This window comes from Phyllobacterium sp. 1468, from assembly GCF_031455525.1.
GTDB lineage: Bacteria > Pseudomonadota > Alphaproteobacteria > Rhizobiales > Rhizobiaceae > Phyllobacterium.
This window is the reverse complement of the sequence record NZ_JAVDSX010000002.1, coordinates 23007-39725: the sequence shown is the minus strand read 5'-3', so window position 1 is coordinate 39725 and position 16719 is coordinate 23007. Positions and strand designations below refer to the sequence as shown.

Here is a 16719-nt window from a genome sequence, read left to right as displayed (position 1 = left end):
GAGCATCGTGATCGGCGTGTGCCTGGCGCTCGTTGCCCTCGCTTGGATGATCGTCCCTCTTTTCTTCATTCGGGGGATTTGATGCATCTGTTTGACTGGCCGTTCACGGGAATCAACCCACATAGCTTTGACTTGATCATGGCCGATCCGCCATGGCGGTTTGTCGTTCGCTCCGAAAAAGGCGAGGGCAAGAGTGCACAAGTCCATTACGAGACGATGGCTTTGGAAGAAATCAACGCAATGCCTGTCATGGATCTGGCCGCGCCAAATTGCCTGCTCTGGCTTTGGTGTACAGCACCGATGCTTCCACAGCAGCTCACAACCGTGAGGGCCTGGGGATTCGAGTACTGCACCGAGGGCGTGTGGGTGAAGATGACCAGGCACGGCAAGGTGTCTTTCGGCACCGGATACGGCCTGCGCGGGTCTCACGAGCCTTTCATTATAGCCAAGCGTGGCGAACCAAAACTGACGCATTCAACGCGATCGGTCATACACGGCAAGGTTCGCGAACACTCGCGCAAGCCGGAAGAGGCGTATTTCGAAGCAGAGCAACTGATGCCGCGTGCGGCTCGTCTCGACCTGTTCTCCCGCACGAAACGCACTGGCTGGACTGCTTGGGGCAACGAGACTGGCAAATTCGCGGAGGCAGCCGAATGACCAGCCACCTCCAGATCCAAATGGTTCGTTTAGGCAATCATACGACCGCCACCAGTCTTTGCCTTGTTGACCCATGGCATGACGGAGACCGGGTCCTTAAAGATCTTGGCCCGCTTGGCAAAGCCTTCAAACGCATCGCGCGCTACGCTGAGGGGCTTATGTCCATCGTACGCGTCGCAACATGCTTTCCATGCGGTTTGATAAATGAGGTTCTGCTCGACTTCTGGCCATTCTTCCAAAAAATCAATGGCGTCCTCGAGAGAAGCGATCTCCCGGGTGATGTAGCTTCCGTCCTTCACAAAAATAGGGCGGTCAAACAGTCTGGCGTTCATCATTTCCTCCAAGTCGGTGAACGGTTGGTGAGTCTGAATCGGATGCCTCGCGAAGCGTGGGCAGCCGCTAAAAAATATAATTTGAGACCTCCAAGATTCAATACGGAAATCGACTTACCCCGCTGGCTTTTTGGAGCTCGGGCATGATACGGCGCCTTACCAATCAGGAGGTCTCGGACGAGATATCCAAGCTCATCTACGGAAAGCATGTCTGGCTTGAGAGCTTCGCGACCGGTCGTAACAAGCGTCCCGATCACGATATCGAACGTGTCACTCGCGAGTTGAACGTTCTCGTTCACGTCGCTGCTGACTATCGCCGGGCAGCGGAACGGGATCGGGGCGCGGCATGAGCCACAATGCCACAAATTGGGCCATCCGGCAGCGTGGGCTCAAGCCTGCGACCAAGCTCGTCTTGTGGCACCTATGCGATCGTCACAACCCTGATCAGGGTTGCTTCCCTTCGCAAGACAAGCTTGCCCATGATTGTGAGATGTCGCGCTCCTCCCTCAACGAGCATCTGAAAATCCTCGAAAAGAAGGGACTGATCAGACGCGACCAACGCGTCAATGAAACAACCAAACGGCAGCAATCGACCAGTTACATATTTGCATTTGAAGAAGGTTTTGTTTGTGCCTCCCAAAATATGCCTACACCACATGTGGTTGAGCCGTGTCCGGAAACTGGACACGGAGCCGTGTCCGGAAAAATCCCCGAGCCGTGTCCGGAAAATGACAAAAGCCGTGTCCAGAATCCGGACACTAACCTTGTAAGAGAACCAGTAAGAGAACCCTCCGAAGCGCGTGAACGCGCTGGAGGAGGGGCTTTCTCAAAGTTTTGGAATGATTGGTCGGAAGTTCATCGACCAGACAAGCGAGAAGCCGCCGAAGCTGTTTTCCTGAAGCTATCAGAATCCGATCAGATCGCAGCGGTTGAGCATGCCGGTGAATATCAGCGCCTCCAGGTCCTTCGCTCAAAGCCCGCATTGATGTTCCCATACCTCCGGAACCGTTTGTTCGCTGACCTGATCAATGCCCCACCTACGGATCACGACGGGGAGTTTATCATCACACCAGATAGGCCTGAATGGTCCGAATGGCTGGGAGAGATGCGCCGGCGGCACGGTGAACCGATCGCGCAAGGCATCGTCCGACAGAAAAAAATCATAGTCAAAACACGTTGGCCGGTGCGCCATACCAAAGCAGCGTAGGAGTGCGTAGCATGGAAAATGCAGATAGTTCGGGAATGGCCAGCATTGAGGAAAGGGCAGATCGCATCATCGCGGTTAACCCGGCGCTGGCACGGGAAATAGCGCGACGGTTTCAGATCGAGCCGTCCGGACTGACCAAGCGCCAATCCGAGGCGTTGGCGTTCCTCAGGGATTTTCAGGCCACGCATGGCGTTGCCCCGACATACAGCGAAGCCGCTCAAGCTCTTGGCGTATCCAAAACAGCGGCATTCCAAATGATCCACCGATTGGAGAAGCGCGGTCATATCCGCATGCTTTCCAATCAATGCAGGTCGATGGCGTTCACCGAAGCAGCATAACGGGAAGCGGCACCCCGAAAGAAACAGGACAGGGCATGAAAGCTGGAATTGACGAACACAAGCACTGGTACGTGGTGCGCACGGCCGTAAAGGGCGAAGAGAAGGCAGTCGAGAATATTCGAAAGCTCTCATACGACTTTTATCTGCCCCGCCGACGCGTCGAGGTGAAAAACCACAAAACCCACACCTATTCACTGCGAGAAAACCCGCTGATGCCGCGCTATCTTTTCGTTGGGTTTAAACCTCAAAGCCCTGACTTCTACCGCGTGAACAATTGCGATGGCGTTGAAAGCATCCTAAGCGTCGATGGGCGCCCGGTCCGGATTTCAGCCGCGAGCATCGAAACAATATTCCTGGCTGAGGTGGATCTAGCATTCGATGACACTCGGGCAGCCCGCTTACATCGCAATGAAGAATGCAGGACGACCAAGGAGACTAACAAGCGGCGGTTCCCTGCGGGGATGGACATCTTTGTGGCTGATGAAACCAACCCGTTTGCGAATTTCGACGGCGTTGTAGACGAAGTTACGAGAGCCGGCCGCATCATCGCGTTAATCGAGCTCTTTGGACGCATGACGCCCGTCCAGTTCGACGCCCGGCAGATAACACCTAAAACGACCGAACCAGCCTAGTCGCGCTTACCTGCCAATTGCGTCACCTAAGGTCCGCGGAGCAAATCAAGTTCAAGCTCTTGCGGCGAGTGCTGTAGATATTCCTTGCTGCGTTGAGTATCGATTCTCGTGCGGCATCGAATGCTAGCAGGCAGTCTTTTTCGATAGTGTCTCTGTTCGACGCCGCAGTTTTGAGTGCGTCGGCTTCGACATAAAAACAGACTTCAAATAATCCGTCATATCCGTAGAATCTTATACGCTGATGCGCCGTATCATAGCTTCGGCTTCGATTAGGAAAAGATAGAGCCATTAATTTATCCAGTACGTGTTAATAAAAGTATGATATATATTTGGGTCCCTTAGAGGCCGTATACAACAGTCAACGCATATATTAATCATCTCCGGCTATTCTGAAATGAAAATTATCCATATGAATGGGTTTTATTACTGAAATTATCAACCAGAGGCGCCGGCACGAACTGCTATCCGCAGGTTAAAGGAAGTGCCATGGTCACGCGCGTCAAACATAGTGTCGTACAGTTCGCTCACCCGTTCACACTCCCGGGTATCGAAGGTACAATGCCGCCCGGTGAATACGGTGTGGATGAAGACGAAGAAATAATTGACGGCATGTTATTGGTTTCCTATCGCCGTGTCGCGACATACATCACCGTTCCCGCTCGCAATATTGCATCATCGAAAAGGCAGGTTTTCGCTATCAATTATGGTGAGCTTTCAGCTGCGTTGGAGTGGGATCGGGAACCAAGAAATCCACCGCCCAGTTAATTACGCCACCGTTACAGGCCTATCGCAGGTAATTATCCCCAAGTGATGAAAAAAATCCTTTCTGGCGTAGAGCAAATCAGGTATACGCGCATACAGGTGATTTGCGGCTGACTGGCGGACCTTTAGACAGGGAATACTCGCCGGGTGCATGGGAAGAGCTTCACGGCTTCCCGCCATGGAAATCTATTCACCCAATTCAGATGGACTAGCGGACCTAAACCGCGAATGGGTACAGTGTAGCGACCGAGGCCCTCTTAGGATTCTCGCTATCGTAGTGGCAGAGTAGGAGAAAGTCCCTTAGATGCCTTGGGGATGCGAAACTGGTCAGTAGCCAAGCCTTAGCGCCTGACGAATACCAGCCTCTATTCAGTTTTGTCGGAGTGGAGCAGTCTGGTAGCTCGCTTGGCTCATAACCTGAAGGTCGCAGGTTCGAATCCTGCCTCCGCAACCAATTGCAGACGATGAAAGCTGCTCGGACCTCTCGGTCGTGGGGTTGAAAGAGCCATAACCAGGCTACAAGTACGGTCACTAGAATGATGGCCGAGAATAACCAGGTTTCTCCCCTCATACCGCACCGGTCAATTCAGCAGCGCTTGGCGAAGATCGTCCAGCATGGAGAGTGTCATTGGATCGGTCTTATCCTTCGCCATTTCCATGTAGCCGTGCAATGCCGCTGGATATTGGCCTGGTTGAAGAGCGCCTTTGTCTTGCAGGCATACAACGAGCATCTGAAAAGCTACGGTGACCGCCGACATGTGCGCAGCAATGACTTCGTGATCTGGTGACACTTTGGACTTTGGCATGAAGTTCCCCCAAGGTTTCTGAGTGCGTCGAAGTGCTGTTTGAAGTCCATCTTTTCAGAATACTTGTCTTTAACAATTGAACAATAGGTGCCCAATGCGTTGGACCAAGGGCGAACCCGAGCAGGCGATGGCTGATCCCATCCTTGTCTCGCACAAGGAACATGGACTGATGCTGGCGACATGGCAGGAGCACCGCGGCAGCTACATCGGCGTCAAGGCGACCGGCGAAACCTACGGTCCGTTCTTTCATACTAACATTGAGCCAGGATCGATATTGAAGTGGTTCAAGCCAACCCAGTAGTAAGGACTATGATGAAGCTGGTCGAATAAGGGATTCAACGTGAGCTCTCGCTCTTTCAGCAAAATCAACTTCCAGTTCCGATTGTGGCTCAAGCGCAGTTATATACGTTTCGACAGTTGCAAGTATACGATGCCGCAAGTCAGGATCAGTTGCGCTGGCATGGTCAACCAGTGCCCTTATCGCGGCATCAACCGCTAGTTTTCGCGCACCCTCATTAACATCAAATCTGTCCGGCTTTTTGTCGTCCACTGCGATTATTCTCCAAGGTTCATCTATGCCAGTACTGAAAAACGCAAGGCACGAGAAGTTCGCTCAAGCAAGGTTCGAAGGCAAGACCACTGATGAGTCTTATGCTGCTGCTGGCTTCAAGCCACATCGGGGCAATGCATCAAGATTGAGTGCAAATGAGAACATCGTAGCGCGGGTGACCGAGTTGCAATCTCAGAGTGCAGAACGCGCCGCCGTCACGGTTGAAAGCCTCACAGACGAGCTGGAAGAAGCTCGTCAATTGGCAATGGCTGACGAGAAGGGCGCTAGCGCTGCTGTTGCTGCAGTAATGGGCAAGGCAAAGCTGCATGGTCTCCTGATCGAGAAAAACGAACACACCGGCAAGAATGGCGGACCTATCCAGACCGAGACACGCTCATGGCGTGATGTTCTCCGCCAAAAGGTTGCAGATTGAATGCGCATGTGTCCCTCACAAATCCTGCACTGTTTGATTTCTGGGAGCAGGTATTCCTAGGGCAGGCTGATATCGCCGTTTTGCACGGTGGCAGGTCAAGCTCTAAGACACGAGACACAGCATGCCAGCTGGTCAGGCTGGTTGACCATGTTCCCGTCAAGATGCGCGTCTTGTGCATCAGGCGGTTTCAGAACCGAATTCAGGAATCTGTCTACACCGAATTGAAGTGGGCGATCAGTCATCTCGGGCTATCTGAAGCGTTCGATGTCCAGAAGACAACCATCATCCATAGGGCGACAGGTTCGGAGTTCATATTCTACGGGATCGAGCGCAACCTTGACGAAATCAAGGGAACATCTGACATCGACATCCTTTGGGTTGAAGAGGCCGAAAAGCTCACCAAAGATCAGTGGGAAGTTATTGCGCCGACAATCCGTAAGGAAGACAGTCTGGCGATCCTGCTGTTCAATCCGAAGTTAGTCACCGATTATGTGTGGAAGAACTTCGTAGTCAACGTGCCGCCCCACTGCGTTGTCAGGCGCATCAATTACACGGAGAACCCATTCCTATCGCAAAAGGCCCTGCGCGACATTGCGGTAATGAGGGAGAATGATCCTGAGACGTTCGAACACATCTACGGTGGCGTTCCTCTCGGAGATAGTGAGCTCTCCATATTCAAGCGGCGTTGGCTCGATGCATGTGTTGATGCTCACCTCGTCCTGGCCATCAATCTTACCGGTCGGAATGTCATTGGGTTCGACCCAGCCGACGATGGTGAAGATAACTGCGCCACAGCAGATAAGATCGCAGGCGTTTTCACCGATGCGAATGATTGGACGTCTGGCAAGGACGAGTTGGTACAAAATGCCAAGCTGGTCTGGGCAAAGGCTAAAAATAGCGGGGCTCTCGTTTCCTACGACACTATCGGTGTTGGCGCCTTCGTCGGCGGTTATATTGATGAGCAGAATAAGGTTAACGGGGCAAAGGTGAAGCACTACGCCTTCCATGCCGGCGGTGTCGTAATGGACCCGGAGAAGCCAAGCGACCCGCTCAACACCAACAGTCCGGACAACAAAAACGAGTATCTGAACCTTAAAGCGCAGGCTTGGGCCAACACTGCCCGCCGCGCCATGCTTACATTCAACGCTGTTACGCGTGGCCAGTCGATCAAGCCAGAGGACATCCTGTCGTTCTCGTCAGGGATGGGTGCAGAAAAGCTTGATGCACTGTTTACCGAGCTTTGTGTGCCTTGGTGGGTTGAAAGCGAAGGCAAGAAGCGCGTCGTTCCAAAGCTCAAGCTCAAGAAGGACCTTGGAGTTAAGTCGCACAACCTCGCTGACGCTATGATCGCGGCGGACAATGTGAATATCGCTTCGAAATTCACCCTCGACCATATTTGAAGGATGTTAGATGGGAAACATACTGACATTAGCTCGTGACAGCCTCACGAGCCTTGTTTCCCGTATGGGAACCGAACGCGACAAGGCATCGACCGTTTTCTATACCCAGCCTGTCTTGACCGATGACCAGATCGTTGCGGCCTATCGTGGTTCATGGCTGCCAAGGAAGATCATCGACATTCCTGCGTTGGATAGCTGCCGCAAATGGCGCGACTGGCAGGCCGATGACAAAGTCATCGAGCTTATCGAGAAGGAAGAGAAGCGCCTCAACATCAAGGGCAAGATCCTTGAGGCGTCGAAGAAGGGCCGGCTGTTTGGCGGCGCCGCGCTCTATATCGGAACTAGTGACGAGGATCCGTTGCAACCGCTTGCCCCAGAGAAGGTCGGGAAAGCTGGCATCAAGCACCTGACCGTGCTGACACGTCGCCAGCTCAAGGCTGGTGCCATCGACCGCGATCCTGAATCCGAATGGTTCAACAAGCCGGAGAATTACTACCTGACCGGCCTGAACGGCAAGCAGTTGATCATCCATCCCTCGCGCCTGGTGCTCTTCAATGGAGCTATGGCACCTGACGATGATATCAGCGGCATGTCGCAGGGCTGGGGCGAGAGCATCCTGACCGCTACGCTTGACGCGATCAAGAACGCCGACAGCACGGCCGGAAACATCGCCAGCCTCATCTTCGAAGCGAAGATCGATATCATCAAGGTCCCCGGCTTTACCGAAAATATCGGTAACAAGGAATACGAGAATGCCATCCTTCAGCGTTATACACTGGCAAACACAATCAAGGGCATCAACGGCACGCTGATCCTCGACGCCGAGGAAGAATATGAAAGCAAAAGTGCGCAACTTTCCGGATTGACCGACATAATGATGGCTTTCATGCAGATCGTCTCAGGTGCTGCCGATATTCCTGTCACACGCCTTCTAGGTCAGTCCCCAGCCGGGATGAACGCGACCGGCACGAGCGACATGAAGAATTATCATGATCGTATCCAGTCCATTCAGGAACTCGAACTGACGCCAGCAATGGCGCGACTCGACGAGTGCATCATCCGGTCGGCAACAGGAGCCCGTGACGAGGCGATCTATTACGAATGGGCGCCGCTCGAGCAAATGTCCGAGAAGGAAAAAGCCGACATCTTCAAGACCAAGTCGGACGCAGCACGTGCATTGATCGGTTCGGCGTCAGGTCAGGAGATCATCACTCGTGAAGCGCTCTCCGATGCTTTGGTCAACACGTTCACGGAAGATGGCAGTTTGCCTGGTCTGGACGGCTTCATTGGCGAGTATGGCAAGCTTTCCGAACAGGAGCCAAGTGAGGCCGAGATTATCGCCGCAGCGACACCAACGAAGATCAACTAAGCTCTGCTGGCAGGCAATTCGAATGTTGCGCCGTTTTCGCTCTGCGCGATTTTGTTAAATCCGATTACAGCAAACCAGCGTTCAACGTCGGGACGGTTCCGACTGACGGACCTGATTGGAATATTACCGCAGAGCTGCTGAATCTTGCGAATATGACGCTTGCAGAACCGAACTGTTTTTGCACTGAAGAACTCTTCATCGGCAGCAAATGACGTGTAAGCCACATCATCGTTCTCATGCCAGGTTATGACGGCCAAAGTCTCATCTTTCTCGACAAGTGCGTGACCACGTCCTTCCTTCAAGTCCATGAGAAGATGTTCTTTTGCTTTGCCTTCAGTTTCACCGACAGTCGCGTAGTCTTGGCTCATTCTGGCAGCGAGATGCTCGAAAACGTGACTGAGGTCTTGGGGCGTGGCGGTTCTGGCTTCCATGTCATCCTCCAAAAGCGTTTCCATAGACCTTAAAACCGGAGACTTGTCCATGCAATTCACCGACGCTGTAACCGTCGCGGGAACGCGCCGGCGCGATGACGGCTACCTCGTTGCCGACGCTCGTATCGCGCGCACTGGTATCCAGAACTATCTTGGTTCGGAAGTCGGCAAGCCGGATATGGCTCTGGTTCGCGTCTATCGGCCAGGATCCGAGGTGTTCAGCGATGAAACCTTACGGAGCGCTGCGCACTGTCCGGTGACGAACGATCATCCTGACGAGCATGTCACATCCAAGAATTGGAAAGACTATGCAGTCGGACAAACCGGCGACGAGGTAACGGGGGAGGGCATCTTCATCCGTGTCCCGCTCATGGTCAGCGACGAGAGCGCGATCAACGACATCGAGGCGGGCAAACAGGAATTGAGCGCCGGTTATACCTGCGACCTCGATTTCACCGCCGGTACCACACCAGGGGGTGAGGCCTACGACGCCATCCAAAAGAATATCCGGCTCAACCATGTTGCCATTGTGCAGCACGGCCGGGCCGGAAAGCAGGTTCGTATCGGTGATGCGAGCGCATGGGGCGTTGCCCCGATCACCAATGATCAAAAACCAGAGAAGGAAAAGATCATGACCTTGAAGACGGTTACCGTCGATGGCATCCCGGTTGAAGTAACCGATCAGGGTGCCACGGTGATCGGCACGCTGCAGTCGCGGCTCGCCGATGCCAATACCAAGCTTGCTGACACAGAGAAGGCACATCAGATCGCGCTCGCTGCCAAGGATGCTGAAATCGCGAAGAAAGACGCTGAGATCGATGCGACGAAAGCCAAGGTGCTTTCTGATGCAGACCTCGACAAGCGCGTCCAGACTCGCGCCGACCTAATCACTGTGGCGAAGGCAATTGCCAAGGATGTGAAGACCGAAGGCCTTACCGATGCGGCAATCCGCAAGGCTGCCGTTATTGCCAAGCTCGGCGATGAAGCAGTGAAGGACAAGGTCGACGCCTATATTGATGCTCGCTTCGACATTCTCGCCGAAGACGCCAAGAAGGTTGTCGATCCGTTCCGCGTCGTTGTGCAGGGCGGCATTCAGAACAACGACGGCGCGCTCAATTCCAATGATGCTTACGCCGCAATGCTCGCTCGCGATGCTGCCGCATGGCAGGGCAACAAGGAGACCGCATAATGGCTTTCCCAACCGTATCCTATTCGCGTGATACTCCTGCCGGTTACCCTGGCATGATCGCGACCACGGAGCCGCATTTCGTCACCTCAATGGTGGTGGGGGCCAGTTCCAGCAACATACCGTTCGGCATCGGCGTGATCTACGACACCATCGAAGACACGGTGAAGCTGCCAGCAGCAATCGGCAAGTTCGCCGGTGTTGCTGTTGTCGATCGTACACTGCCTTTCGCCAATGGCGAGGTCTACAAGCCTTACGATCAAATCAGCGTCATGAAAAATGGCTCTATCTGGGTTACAGCGCTCGTCGCCGTTGCGCACGGTGATCCTGTCTATATGACACCGACAGGCGGATTCACCAACGTTGCGAACTCCGCCGTCAACCAACTCATTGAAAATGCCGAATGGGCAAGCGTCACGGCTGGTACCAACCAGCTTGCACGTCTCCGCCTTGGCGTCACCAAGTAAGGAGAACGAGCATGTTCACCACCGACGCGCCCGCGCTGGCGCTAAACTTCCTGCGCACCGCGCAGAACTATATCGAGCCGGGCATCTACGCTCGGCAGTATCCGGACTTTCAGTATCGTGAACTGGTGCCGGTCGACAACTCGGCACCGGACTGGACCACCGCAATCGACTTCTTCTCAATGGGCGATGATGTTGGTCAGGCGCGTGAAGTTTCTGCAGATGGCGATGACATTCCATTCGTCGACTTCAAGCTCGACAGCGGCAACAGCCGCGTGTTCATGGCTGGTATCGGTTACCGGTACAATCTTCAGGAGCTTGCCCACGCACAAGCGTATGGCATTCGACTGGAGAGTGATCGAGCCGATGCTGCTCGCCGTAAGTACGAGCTGTTTGTGGACAACGTCGCGTTTTTGGGGCGTCCCAAGCTCGGCATGACTGGCTTGCTTAACGCCACGACTGTCACGGCTCTGGCCGCAGCCAACGGTGCCTCCGGCACAGCCACCTGGACGACGAAGACAGCCGACGAGATCCTCGCTGACGTTAACAGCGTCCTTAGTGTGATCTTTACCGCCTCGAACGGCATTGAGCAGGCGAATACGGTCCTACTTGATCAAGATCGCTATGCCCTGATCGCGACGAAGCGCCTCGATGCGACGATGACGACGACGGTGCTCGAGCATATCCAGCGTGCGAACATCTACACTCAACGCACTGGATTGCCTTTGACAATCCGCGCCGTCTTCGGACTGGAAACTGCCGGTGCCGGCGGCACGCATCGCCTGGCTGCCTATCGCCGTTCACCGGACGTTGTGAAAATCCACATCCCGATGCCACTGCGCTGGCTCCAGGCTGAGCAGCGGCTGCTGAAATTCGAAGTTCCGGGCATTTTCCGCCTCGGCAGCGTCGAAATTCGTCGCCCCGGTGCCGTCAGATATCTTGACGGGGTATGAGGAGAAACATCATGTCCAAGATCACGATCACCAACAATCGCCCCGGAGGCTTCGGCATTCCGGGCGGACCTGTCATCGCCGGCAACGGTGGCACACTCGAAGTCGAACAGAAGGATTGGAACACCGTAAAAGATTATCCTGTCGTTGCTGCCTGGCTCGACGCTGACCACCTGACCGTTTCAGAGGCGGAGGCTGAGAAGAAGCAGGAACCATCGACCGGCGAGGCTGGCGAAGCGAAGACTGTTCTTGAAGTTCTCGCGATGGCGAACGCTACAGACATTCCGTTCATGACATTCAAATCGGCTGCCACCAAGCTCCTCGGCGACAAAACTCCATCCAAGAAGGACGAGATCATCGCCGCTCTGGAAGAACTAGCAACCCAGCCATGACCAAACTGCCCGGCGGGAAACCGCCGGGCTTACCTTCTGGCACCCAAGATGTGCTTCCAGATGGTACCGCCGAAGAACCGATTGAAGACGACAAAGTAAGCCACGATCAGTATGAAAAAAAGTAGCGCCGGCCAGCCTTGAAGATTGAAACCGCCTTCAGTTCGTCCGCCGAAGATTGTTGCAACGATGAAGCCCAATACCGTGAATGCAGTGGTGAAGTCCAGCAAGGCTGCGAGGACGATACGCCAAGTGGCAGGACCTCTATTTGCTTCAGTGTCAGCCATTGGTTCTTTCCCCCGTTATTTGCTTTTCGATGGATACCTTGCTGGCCGCTGAGTCGGCAAGCCTCGCTAAGCCTGTATAGATCGGAAAAGACATGGCCGCTTATGGTACCAAAGAGGCGTTCGTTCAGTATGCGACGGATCACGGATACGCCATTCCCCAAGGCGCGACAGACGCACAGATCGAAGCCGCGATGTTGCGCGGTTCTCTCGTCATCGACCGCTACGAACCCAAGTTTTCAGGCGCCCGGACCGGTGGATACAACCAAGACCGCGCTTGGCCGCGCACTGGTGCCGTTACCTACTACGGCCAGGCAATCCCGTCCGACGCCATTCCTCAACCGATAATCGACGCCTCTTATGAGGCTTCGTTCCTCGAACTCATCACGCCCGGCAGTCTTTCACCTGTGGTCACCGGCAACTCTGTAACCAAACGTGAGAAGGTTGGAGAACTGGAAGTTGAATATGCCGTATCAAGCAGAAGCTCAACTGCTGATGTCGTGGCTGCCTCCACGCCCGTCGCGACGACCATTGAAGGTCTGTTATGGCAGTTCATGCGCATGTGCGTTCCCGGCATTCTGGCGGTCTAGCCAATGTTTGACTTAGGGAACATCATCGCTTCCGACAATTCCACCTTCACCTTCCAGTGTCGCGATGCGTTTGGTTTGCGACCTGCTGAACTTCAGGCGGACCCCAATTCCACCTGTATCACCATCTGGAATGAAAATTGCGCCGCCTTTCTCGAGTGCGGATTGAAGCGAGGCAATATCATCGGGATCTGCGTTTTCAAGCTTCCGCTCAAACATTTCGATGATTCCGCGGCTCACACCAGAAGCAACAGAAAGCCGATCTATGCTGTACTCTACCAGTGCCCGCGCAGCACGACATTGAGAACTAGTGATCATCGTTGGTCTCCATTTGAAGGTAGAGTCGTTCAATGAGTGTGCAGGGTCAATCGTTCAATTATTTTCAAGCCCAGGAAACTGCGCTGCGTCTGCTTGACAAGTTCGGCGCTGCTGGCGAGGTATGGCGCGATGTTCCCGGGACCGGACCAATCTTCGACCCGGGTGACCCGACAATCCAGAAGACGCCTTGCACGCTGGCAGTCCTGAAGTTCGACAACAAGGATATCGACGGTACGCTGATCAAGGCGAGTGACAAGAAAGTCTACATTGCCGCCAAAGGCTTAGCGATCGTTCCTGTCACCACGGATAAATTGATGATCGGCGGAGTGTCTCATTCACTTATTCGTGTTATGCCGCTTAATCCGGCCGGAACCACTGTCTATTACGAGGTGCAGGCCCGAAACTAAAAATCTGTTCATGCCCTGTTAACAGTCAAAGGCGCACCTCTCAGCGCATTGTTAATAGGAGCTTCTATGAAAAAAATCGTTTCTACATTTATCGCAGGAATCATGGCCGTCTTCATGGGCCTGACATCGCTTGGTACGGCATCCGCAGCGCCGGTTGCCATACAGGTTCCTGCCGCTTCGAACGTTGTGCAGGTACAGTACAGTGATAAACGCCGATACGAACATCCGAACGAAAAGAAGCGTTGGGAGCGGCATGATCGTCGCCACGATCGGTATGAGACCCGTCGCGATCGTCGCGGCTATTGGAACGGCCACCGTGGTTACCGCGAACAGCGCCGCGGCTACCGTCGTCACAATGACGGATATTGGTACCCATTGGCGATCTTCCGTCTCTGAATTTCGTCCACTACTCTGAGTCGCTGAAGGCGGTCCTTGCGGGCCGCCTTTTGTATGTGGGAAAGACCGATGCTCAAATATACTCCCATCCCTAAGAAGTTCATCTGATGGCAAGCAACCGCAGTATCTTCGAGCAGCTGCTCGACAAGTACGACGCAGCACTAGTTGAAGCCTTCTATCAAGGCATCGATGCGATCAAATCGCAGATTACCCTTCGCATAGTGGTCCAGCGCCTGGAGAAAGGCGACATCACAGGAGCGATTGAAGCCATACAACTGGAAAGTGAGGCATTTACCGCGCTGGAGCTGGCGTTGCGGGATGCCTATAACTCAGGCGGTACCAGCTTTGTCGAAAACCTGCCGAAGCTGAAGGATCCGGAAGGCAATCGGGTGATCTTCCGTTTCGGTGTTCGCAGTCCGGAGGGTGAGGCATTCCTTCGCGATCACTCGGCGCAGCTCGTGACCCGCATCGTTGACGATCAGCGTGTAGCGATTCGCCAAGCACTTGAGACCGGACTATCGGAAGGCAGAAACCCTCGATCGACTGCGCTTGACGTGGTTGGCCGGATCAACAGGGTAACTGGCAAGCGCGAAGGCGGTATAATCGGTCTCACGTCGCCGCAGGAGCGTTTTGTCGCCTCGGCGCGTGGCGAATTGCTTTCGGGCGATACATCGCTTCTGCGCAACTACCTATCGAGGCAGCGCCGGGACAAGCGCTTCGACGCTACCGTGTTGAAGGCGATCAAGGAAGGCAAGCCAATCCCCGCCGAGACCGTTTCTCGCATGGTCGGCCGTTATTCAGACCGGCTGCTTCAGCTTCGCGGCGAAATGCTTGCCCGTACCGAAACCATGACCGTGCTTGGCACGGCTCGGCAGAACGCGATGCGCCAGCAGATCGATAACGGCAAGGTTGCTGCTTCTGACGTCAAGAAGATATGGCGATCGGCCGGAGACGGGCGGGTACGCCATACCCATCGGGTATTGAACGGTAAGGCAGTCGAGATCGACGGCGTGTTTCAAAGCGTGTCCGGTGCTGTTCTCGGCTATCCGGGTGACCCGCAGGCGCCTGTCAGCGAGATATCCGGCTGCCGCTGCCATCTGGAATATAAGGTCGATTACTTCGCTTCGGTCGTTGAACGGTTCAGGGCTGCATAATGGCAAAGCTATCCTTCAGCGCTCAAGTCGCGGCCTTTGCCGAGAAGATACCCGGCGCGGTGGAAGCAGTGTTCAAGGAATCGGTGCAAGAGGTTGTATCGGAAATGCAAACGCCGATCGGTGCCGGCGGACGGATGCGGGTTGATACCGGGTTCTTGCGGGCATCGTTGATGGCTTCGACTGCCTCGATGCCTGCGATCAGTTCGAACAAGAAGCCGGTCGACGGTCAGAAATATGCATATGACGAGGGATCGATCGAGGCGGTGATCCTTGGCGCCGATGTCAATGACACGCTCTATATCGGCTACACGGCTGCTTATGCAGGGCATCGCGAATACGGGGTGAACGGGCAGGCGCCCGATGCCTTTGTCCGATCAGCCGTTCAGCGTTGGGACAGCATCGTTGAGGCGAAGGCGAACGAACTCAAACGTCGCTTGGGTCTTTGATCGCAACGTTCTTGTCGCTGTTGTCATCCATGGCCTTGAGCAAACCCATCTGAAGCAGGGCTAAGGCCCGTCTGGCGGCCTTCAGGCTCGTATCGCCGCGAACGGTCTGACCTTCCTCCTTGCCGATGGCGAGAAGGGCGGAATGCAACCGGTCGTAGGCTTGCTCATCATTCAGTTTATCGGCCATTGCCGGAAGGATTATCACGATGGCCGGAACTGTTGAAGCCACAATCGCCGAGCTGTTGTTCGCCAAGCTTACCTCATTGGTACTATCCCCGGTCTTGCCGCTTGCTATGCCGTCCATATCCTTCACGCCACCGGTTGAGAGTTCAGGACCAAACATCGGCCGTGCATTGCCATACCTTCGTGTCGATTTCATCCCGAACCGGACCGACAACCTCGGCCTGGCGAACGACGCGAAGGCACGGCATCAAGGCATCCTTCAGGTCATGGCGATCTACCCGGCGAACGGAGGCGTGATCAAGCCAACCAATACAGCGGGGCTGATCGCGGCACATTTTGCCAAGGGAACGATCCTCTACGGCTCCGGCGTCAAGGTGAAAGTCTACGCGAAGCCCTCTGTCGGCGCTCCAATGATCGAGCCTGACAAGGTGAATGTTCCGGTCACCATCCTCTATCGCAGCTTTAACTGAAACCCGGACACTCCAGTCTAACCCGCCCCGATCCGGGGTTTTCATGAAAGGAAATACCCATGGCCATCACTACGGCAACAGGTGCGAAATACTATATCGGCGGGACAACCGCTATCGACTACACCACGGATGTAAGCGCCATTGCCGCATTCGAAGCCCTGACATGGGTTGAAGTCAAGGAAGTGGAAGATGGCGGCGAGTTCGGCGACGAATCTGCCGACGTGACGTTCCAGTCCCTTGGTGACGGTCGTGTTCGCCACCTCAAGGGCGCACGCGATGCAGGAACGATTGCTCTCGTGGTCGGTGATGATCCGCTGGACGCGGGTCAGGTCGCCATGCGTGCGGCCGAAAAGACGAAATTTCAGTACAACTTCAAGGTCGAATACGAAGACGCACCAAGCGATCTTTATGACAACAGCGTGGATTACTTCCGCGGTCTGGTCATGTCGGCCCGCAAGAACGTCGGTACCGGCGACAACGTGCTTCGCCGCACGTTCTCGATCGGCATCTCTACCAAGATCCTGACGGTCGACGCCGCTCTCGCTTAATCCAACATGGCCGGTTTAAC

At 54.6% G+C, this 16719-nt stretch carries 29 protein-coding genes and 1 tRNA gene; 22 read left to right on the top strand and 8 right to left on the bottom strand.

The annotated features are described in order from the left end of the window. Nucleotides 1-81 precede the first annotated feature (81 nt). Entirely contained in the window at nucleotides 82-657 is a 576-nt protein-coding gene (locus J2X72_RS05610) for an MT-A70 family methyltransferase (protein WP_310069493.1), read from the top strand. A gap of 29 nt (nucleotides 658-686) precedes the next feature. Here the strand turns inward: J2X72_RS05610 and J2X72_RS05605 are convergent, their stop codons facing one another. After that, nucleotides 687-989 (bottom strand): DUF982 domain-containing protein, encoded by a 303-nt coding sequence (locus J2X72_RS05605; protein ID WP_310069489.1) that lies wholly within the window; start codon nucleotides 987-989, stop codon nucleotides 687-689. Between the two features lie 143 nt (nucleotides 990-1132). Here J2X72_RS05605 and J2X72_RS05600 point away from each other — a divergent pair, with 143 nt between their 5' ends. Genes J2X72_RS05600 through J2X72_RS05585 form a run of 4 tightly spaced genes read left to right on the top strand, consistent with a single transcriptional unit; the run spans nucleotide 1133 to nucleotide 3166 of the window. Beyond that, entirely contained in the window at nucleotides 1133-1339 is a 207-nt protein-coding gene (locus J2X72_RS05600) for a hypothetical protein (RefSeq protein ID WP_310069486.1), read from the top strand. Continuing rightward, nucleotides 1336-2196: a helix-turn-helix domain-containing protein gene (locus J2X72_RS05595; RefSeq protein ID WP_310069483.1), complete on the top strand. Its 861-nt coding sequence runs from the start codon at nucleotides 1336-1338 to the stop codon at nucleotides 2194-2196. The genes J2X72_RS05600 and J2X72_RS05595 overlap by 4 nt, the downstream gene beginning before the upstream one ends. Before the next feature lie 11 nt (nucleotides 2197-2207). Continuing rightward, complete coding sequence (locus J2X72_RS05590; protein WP_310069480.1) at nucleotides 2208-2534, top strand: LysR family transcriptional regulator; 327 nt, start codon at nucleotides 2208-2210, stop codon at nucleotides 2532-2534. Between the two features lie 35 nt (nucleotides 2535-2569). Then, on the top strand, nucleotides 2570-3166 hold the full coding sequence (locus J2X72_RS05585) for a transcription termination/antitermination NusG family protein (protein WP_310069477.1): 597 nt from the start codon (nucleotides 2570-2572) through the stop codon (nucleotides 3164-3166). A 22-nt stretch (nucleotides 3167-3188) separates the two neighbouring features. On the opposite strand, the gene J2X72_RS05580 is transcribed toward J2X72_RS05585, so the two are convergent. Beyond that, nucleotides 3189-3455, bottom strand: a complete 267-nt coding sequence (locus J2X72_RS05580; protein WP_310069475.1) for a DUF1488 domain-containing protein — start codon at nucleotides 3453-3455, stop codon at nucleotides 3189-3191. A 197-nt stretch (nucleotides 3456-3652) separates the two neighbouring features. Between J2X72_RS05580 and J2X72_RS05575 the strand changes: the two genes are divergently transcribed. After that, nucleotides 3653-3931 (top strand): hypothetical protein, encoded by a 279-nt coding sequence (locus J2X72_RS05575; RefSeq protein ID WP_210001569.1) that lies wholly within the window; start codon nucleotides 3653-3655, stop codon nucleotides 3929-3931. A 373-nt stretch (nucleotides 3932-4304) separates the two neighbouring features. Beyond that, a tRNA-Met gene (locus J2X72_RS05570) sits at nucleotides 4305-4382 on the top strand. 127 nt (nucleotides 4383-4509) lie between these two features. On the opposite strand, the gene J2X72_RS05565 is transcribed toward J2X72_RS05570, so the two are convergent. After that, nucleotides 4510-4734: a hypothetical protein gene (locus J2X72_RS05565; protein ID WP_310069473.1), complete on the bottom strand. Its 225-nt coding sequence runs from the start codon at nucleotides 4732-4734 to the stop codon at nucleotides 4510-4512. Between the two features lie 94 nt (nucleotides 4735-4828). Here J2X72_RS05565 and J2X72_RS05560 point away from each other — a divergent pair, with 94 nt between their 5' ends. Further along, the gene (locus J2X72_RS05560) at nucleotides 4829-5035 is read left to right on the top strand and encodes a hypothetical protein (RefSeq protein WP_310069470.1); all 207 of its coding nucleotides are present in this window, start codon (nucleotides 4829-4831) and stop codon (nucleotides 5033-5035) included. 6 nt (nucleotides 5036-5041) lie between these two features. Here J2X72_RS05560 and J2X72_RS05555 read toward each other — a convergent pair whose 3' ends face one another. Continuing rightward, a complete protein-coding gene (locus J2X72_RS05555; RefSeq protein WP_310069468.1) occupies nucleotides 5042-5284 on the bottom strand; it encodes a hypothetical protein in 243 nt (80 codons plus the stop codon). Nucleotides 5285-5309: 25 nt separating this feature from the next. Between J2X72_RS05555 and J2X72_RS05550 the strand changes: the two genes are divergently transcribed. The 3 genes from J2X72_RS05550 to J2X72_RS05540 are packed head-to-tail and all read left to right on the top strand — an operon-like array spanning nucleotide 5310 to nucleotide 8486. After that, nucleotides 5310-5717: a hypothetical protein gene (locus J2X72_RS05550; RefSeq protein WP_310069466.1), complete on the top strand. Its 408-nt coding sequence runs from the start codon at nucleotides 5310-5312 to the stop codon at nucleotides 5715-5717. Nucleotides 5718-5725: 8 nt separating this feature from the next. Continuing rightward, complete coding sequence (locus tag J2X72_RS05545) at nucleotides 5726-7117, top strand: PBSX family phage terminase large subunit (RefSeq protein ID WP_310069465.1); 1392 nt, start codon at nucleotides 5726-5728, stop codon at nucleotides 7115-7117. Between the two features lie 10 nt (nucleotides 7118-7127). Then, a complete protein-coding gene (locus J2X72_RS05540; protein ID WP_310069464.1) occupies nucleotides 7128-8486 on the top strand; it encodes an anti-CBASS protein Acb1 family protein in 1359 nt (452 codons plus the stop codon). Here the strand turns inward: J2X72_RS05540 and J2X72_RS05535 are convergent. Further along, the gene (locus J2X72_RS05535) at nucleotides 8483-8968 is read right to left on the bottom strand and encodes a hypothetical protein (RefSeq protein WP_405044654.1); all 486 of its coding nucleotides are present in this window, start codon (nucleotides 8966-8968) and stop codon (nucleotides 8483-8485) included. The genes J2X72_RS05540 and J2X72_RS05535 overlap by 4 nt on opposite strands. Between J2X72_RS05535 and J2X72_RS05530 the strand changes: the two genes are divergently transcribed. The 4 genes from J2X72_RS05530 to J2X72_RS05515 are packed head-to-tail and all read left to right on the top strand — an operon-like array spanning nucleotide 8967 to nucleotide 11909. Further along, nucleotides 8967-10106 carry a DUF2213 domain-containing protein gene (locus J2X72_RS05530; protein ID WP_310069463.1) on the top strand — a complete coding sequence of 380 codons (1140 nt, stop codon included), beginning with the start codon at nucleotides 8967-8969 and terminating at the stop codon, nucleotides 10104-10106. The genes J2X72_RS05535 and J2X72_RS05530 overlap by 2 nt on opposite strands. Further along, nucleotides 10106-10570: a hypothetical protein gene (locus J2X72_RS05525; protein ID WP_310069461.1), complete on the top strand. Its 465-nt coding sequence runs from the start codon at nucleotides 10106-10108 to the stop codon at nucleotides 10568-10570. Before J2X72_RS05530 ends, J2X72_RS05525 begins: the two co-directional genes overlap by 1 nt. An 11-nt stretch (nucleotides 10571-10581) precedes the next feature. Continuing rightward, entirely contained in the window at nucleotides 10582-11520 is a 939-nt protein-coding gene (locus tag J2X72_RS05520; protein ID WP_310069460.1) for a DUF2184 domain-containing protein, read from the top strand. Nucleotides 11521-11540: 20 nt separating this feature from the next. Beyond that, the gene (locus tag J2X72_RS05515; protein ID WP_405044668.1) at nucleotides 11541-11909 is read left to right on the top strand and encodes a hypothetical protein; all 369 of its coding nucleotides are present in this window, start codon (nucleotides 11541-11543) and stop codon (nucleotides 11907-11909) included. Nucleotides 11910-11938: 29 nt separating this feature from the next. Here the strand turns inward: J2X72_RS05515 and J2X72_RS05510 are convergent, their stop codons facing one another. Continuing rightward, a complete protein-coding gene (locus tag J2X72_RS05510) occupies nucleotides 11939-12193 on the bottom strand; it encodes a hypothetical protein (protein ID WP_310069454.1) in 255 nt (84 codons plus the stop codon). Between the two features lie 92 nt (nucleotides 12194-12285). Between J2X72_RS05510 and J2X72_RS05505 the strand changes: the two genes are divergently transcribed. Further along, complete coding sequence (locus J2X72_RS05505) at nucleotides 12286-12780, top strand: DnaT-like ssDNA-binding protein (protein ID WP_310069451.1); 495 nt, start codon at nucleotides 12286-12288, stop codon at nucleotides 12778-12780. A gap of 12 nt (nucleotides 12781-12792) precedes the next feature. On the opposite strand, the gene J2X72_RS05500 is transcribed toward J2X72_RS05505, so the two are convergent. After that, nucleotides 12793-13128: an XRE family transcriptional regulator gene (locus J2X72_RS05500; RefSeq protein WP_310069448.1), complete on the bottom strand. Its 336-nt coding sequence runs from the start codon at nucleotides 13126-13128 to the stop codon at nucleotides 12793-12795. Here J2X72_RS05500 and J2X72_RS05495 point away from each other — a divergent pair. The 4 genes from J2X72_RS05495 (at nucleotide 13128) to J2X72_RS05480 (ending at nucleotide 15498) form a co-directional block, all read left to right on the top strand. Then, nucleotides 13128-13502 (top strand): hypothetical protein, encoded by a 375-nt coding sequence (locus J2X72_RS05495; RefSeq protein WP_310069446.1) that lies wholly within the window; start codon nucleotides 13128-13130, stop codon nucleotides 13500-13502. The genes J2X72_RS05500 and J2X72_RS05495 overlap by 1 nt on opposite strands. 66 nt (nucleotides 13503-13568) lie before the next feature. Then, nucleotides 13569-13898: a hypothetical protein gene (locus J2X72_RS05490; protein WP_310069443.1), complete on the top strand. Its 330-nt coding sequence runs from the start codon at nucleotides 13569-13571 to the stop codon at nucleotides 13896-13898. A 107-nt stretch (nucleotides 13899-14005) separates the two neighbouring features. Continuing rightward, entirely contained in the window at nucleotides 14006-15052 is a 1047-nt protein-coding gene (locus J2X72_RS05485; protein ID WP_310069440.1) for a phage minor head protein, read from the top strand. After that, nucleotides 15052-15498, top strand: coding sequence for an HK97 gp10 family phage protein (locus J2X72_RS05480; protein WP_310069438.1), 447 nt, complete (start codon nucleotides 15052-15054; stop codon nucleotides 15496-15498). The genes J2X72_RS05485 and J2X72_RS05480 overlap by 1 nt, the downstream gene beginning before the upstream one ends. Here J2X72_RS05480 and J2X72_RS05475 read toward each other — a convergent pair. Then, the gene (locus J2X72_RS05475) at nucleotides 15476-15685 is read right to left on the bottom strand and encodes a hypothetical protein (protein ID WP_310069436.1); all 210 of its coding nucleotides are present in this window, start codon (nucleotides 15683-15685) and stop codon (nucleotides 15476-15478) included. The two genes, J2X72_RS05480 and J2X72_RS05475, sit on opposite strands and share 23 nt — an antisense overlap. 19 nt (nucleotides 15686-15704) lie before the next feature. Between J2X72_RS05475 and J2X72_RS05470 the strand changes: the two genes are divergently transcribed. Both J2X72_RS05470 and J2X72_RS05465 read left to right on the top strand, forming a co-directional pair. Beyond that, the gene (locus J2X72_RS05470) at nucleotides 15705-16151 is read left to right on the top strand and encodes a phage tail terminator-like protein (RefSeq protein ID WP_310069435.1); all 447 of its coding nucleotides are present in this window, start codon (nucleotides 15705-15707) and stop codon (nucleotides 16149-16151) included. Nucleotides 16152-16210: 59 nt separating this feature from the next. After that, nucleotides 16211-16699 (top strand): phage tail tube protein, encoded by a 489-nt coding sequence (locus J2X72_RS05465; RefSeq protein WP_310069432.1) that lies wholly within the window; start codon nucleotides 16211-16213, stop codon nucleotides 16697-16699. Nucleotides 16700-16719 lie beyond the last annotated feature (20 nt).

Coding starts and splice junctions, on each gene's coding strand:
- J2X72_RS05610 (WP_310069493.1), top strand. CDS start 82: ATGCATCTGTTTGACTGGCCGTTCACGGGAATCAACCCACATAGCTTT.
- J2X72_RS05605 (WP_310069489.1), bottom strand. CDS start 989: ATGAACGCCAGACTGTTTGACCGCCCTATTTTTGTGAAGGACGGAAGC.
- J2X72_RS05600 (WP_310069486.1), top strand. CDS start 1,133: ATGATACGGCGCCTTACCAATCAGGAGGTCTCGGACGAGATATCCAAG.
- J2X72_RS05595 (WP_310069483.1), top strand. CDS start 1,336: ATGAGCCACAATGCCACAAATTGGGCCATCCGGCAGCGTGGGCTCAAG.
- J2X72_RS05590 (WP_310069480.1), top strand. CDS start 2,208: ATGGAAAATGCAGATAGTTCGGGAATGGCCAGCATTGAGGAAAGGGCA.
- J2X72_RS05585 (WP_310069477.1), top strand. CDS start 2,570: ATGAAAGCTGGAATTGACGAACACAAGCACTGGTACGTGGTGCGCACG.
- J2X72_RS05580 (WP_310069475.1), bottom strand. CDS start 3,455: ATGGCTCTATCTTTTCCTAATCGAAGCCGAAGCTATGATACGGCGCAT.
- J2X72_RS05575 (WP_210001569.1), top strand. CDS start 3,653: ATGGTCACGCGCGTCAAACATAGTGTCGTACAGTTCGCTCACCCGTTC.
- J2X72_RS05565 (WP_310069473.1), bottom strand. CDS start 4,734: ATGCCAAAGTCCAAAGTGTCACCAGATCACGAAGTCATTGCTGCGCAC.
- J2X72_RS05560 (WP_310069470.1), top strand. CDS start 4,829: ATGCGTTGGACCAAGGGCGAACCCGAGCAGGCGATGGCTGATCCCATC.
- J2X72_RS05550 (WP_310069466.1), top strand. CDS start 5,310: ATGCCAGTACTGAAAAACGCAAGGCACGAGAAGTTCGCTCAAGCAAGG.
- J2X72_RS05540 (WP_310069464.1), top strand. CDS start 7,128: ATGGGAAACATACTGACATTAGCTCGTGACAGCCTCACGAGCCTTGTT.
- J2X72_RS05530 (WP_310069463.1), top strand. CDS start 8,967: ATGCAATTCACCGACGCTGTAACCGTCGCGGGAACGCGCCGGCGCGAT.
- J2X72_RS05535 (WP_405044654.1), bottom strand. CDS start 8,968: ATGGACAAGTCTCCGGTTTTAAGGTCTATGGAAACGCTTTTGGAGGAT.
- J2X72_RS05525 (WP_310069461.1), top strand. CDS start 10,106: ATGGCTTTCCCAACCGTATCCTATTCGCGTGATACTCCTGCCGGTTAC.
- J2X72_RS05520 (WP_310069460.1), top strand. CDS start 10,582: ATGTTCACCACCGACGCGCCCGCGCTGGCGCTAAACTTCCTGCGCACC.
- J2X72_RS05510 (WP_310069454.1), bottom strand. CDS start 12,193: ATGGCTGACACTGAAGCAAATAGAGGTCCTGCCACTTGGCGTATCGTC.
- J2X72_RS05505 (WP_310069451.1), top strand. CDS start 12,286: ATGGCCGCTTATGGTACCAAAGAGGCGTTCGTTCAGTATGCGACGGAT.
- J2X72_RS05495 (WP_310069446.1), top strand. CDS start 13,128: ATGAGTGTGCAGGGTCAATCGTTCAATTATTTTCAAGCCCAGGAAACT.
- J2X72_RS05490 (WP_310069443.1), top strand. CDS start 13,569: ATGAAAAAAATCGTTTCTACATTTATCGCAGGAATCATGGCCGTCTTC.
- J2X72_RS05485 (WP_310069440.1), top strand. CDS start 14,006: ATGGCAAGCAACCGCAGTATCTTCGAGCAGCTGCTCGACAAGTACGAC.
- J2X72_RS05480 (WP_310069438.1), top strand. CDS start 15,052: ATGGCAAAGCTATCCTTCAGCGCTCAAGTCGCGGCCTTTGCCGAGAAG.
- J2X72_RS05475 (WP_310069436.1), bottom strand. CDS start 15,685: ATGGCCGATAAACTGAATGATGAGCAAGCCTACGACCGGTTGCATTCC.
- J2X72_RS05470 (WP_310069435.1), top strand. CDS start 15,705: ATGGCCGGAACTGTTGAAGCCACAATCGCCGAGCTGTTGTTCGCCAAG.
- J2X72_RS05465 (WP_310069432.1), top strand. CDS start 16,211: ATGGCCATCACTACGGCAACAGGTGCGAAATACTATATCGGCGGGACA.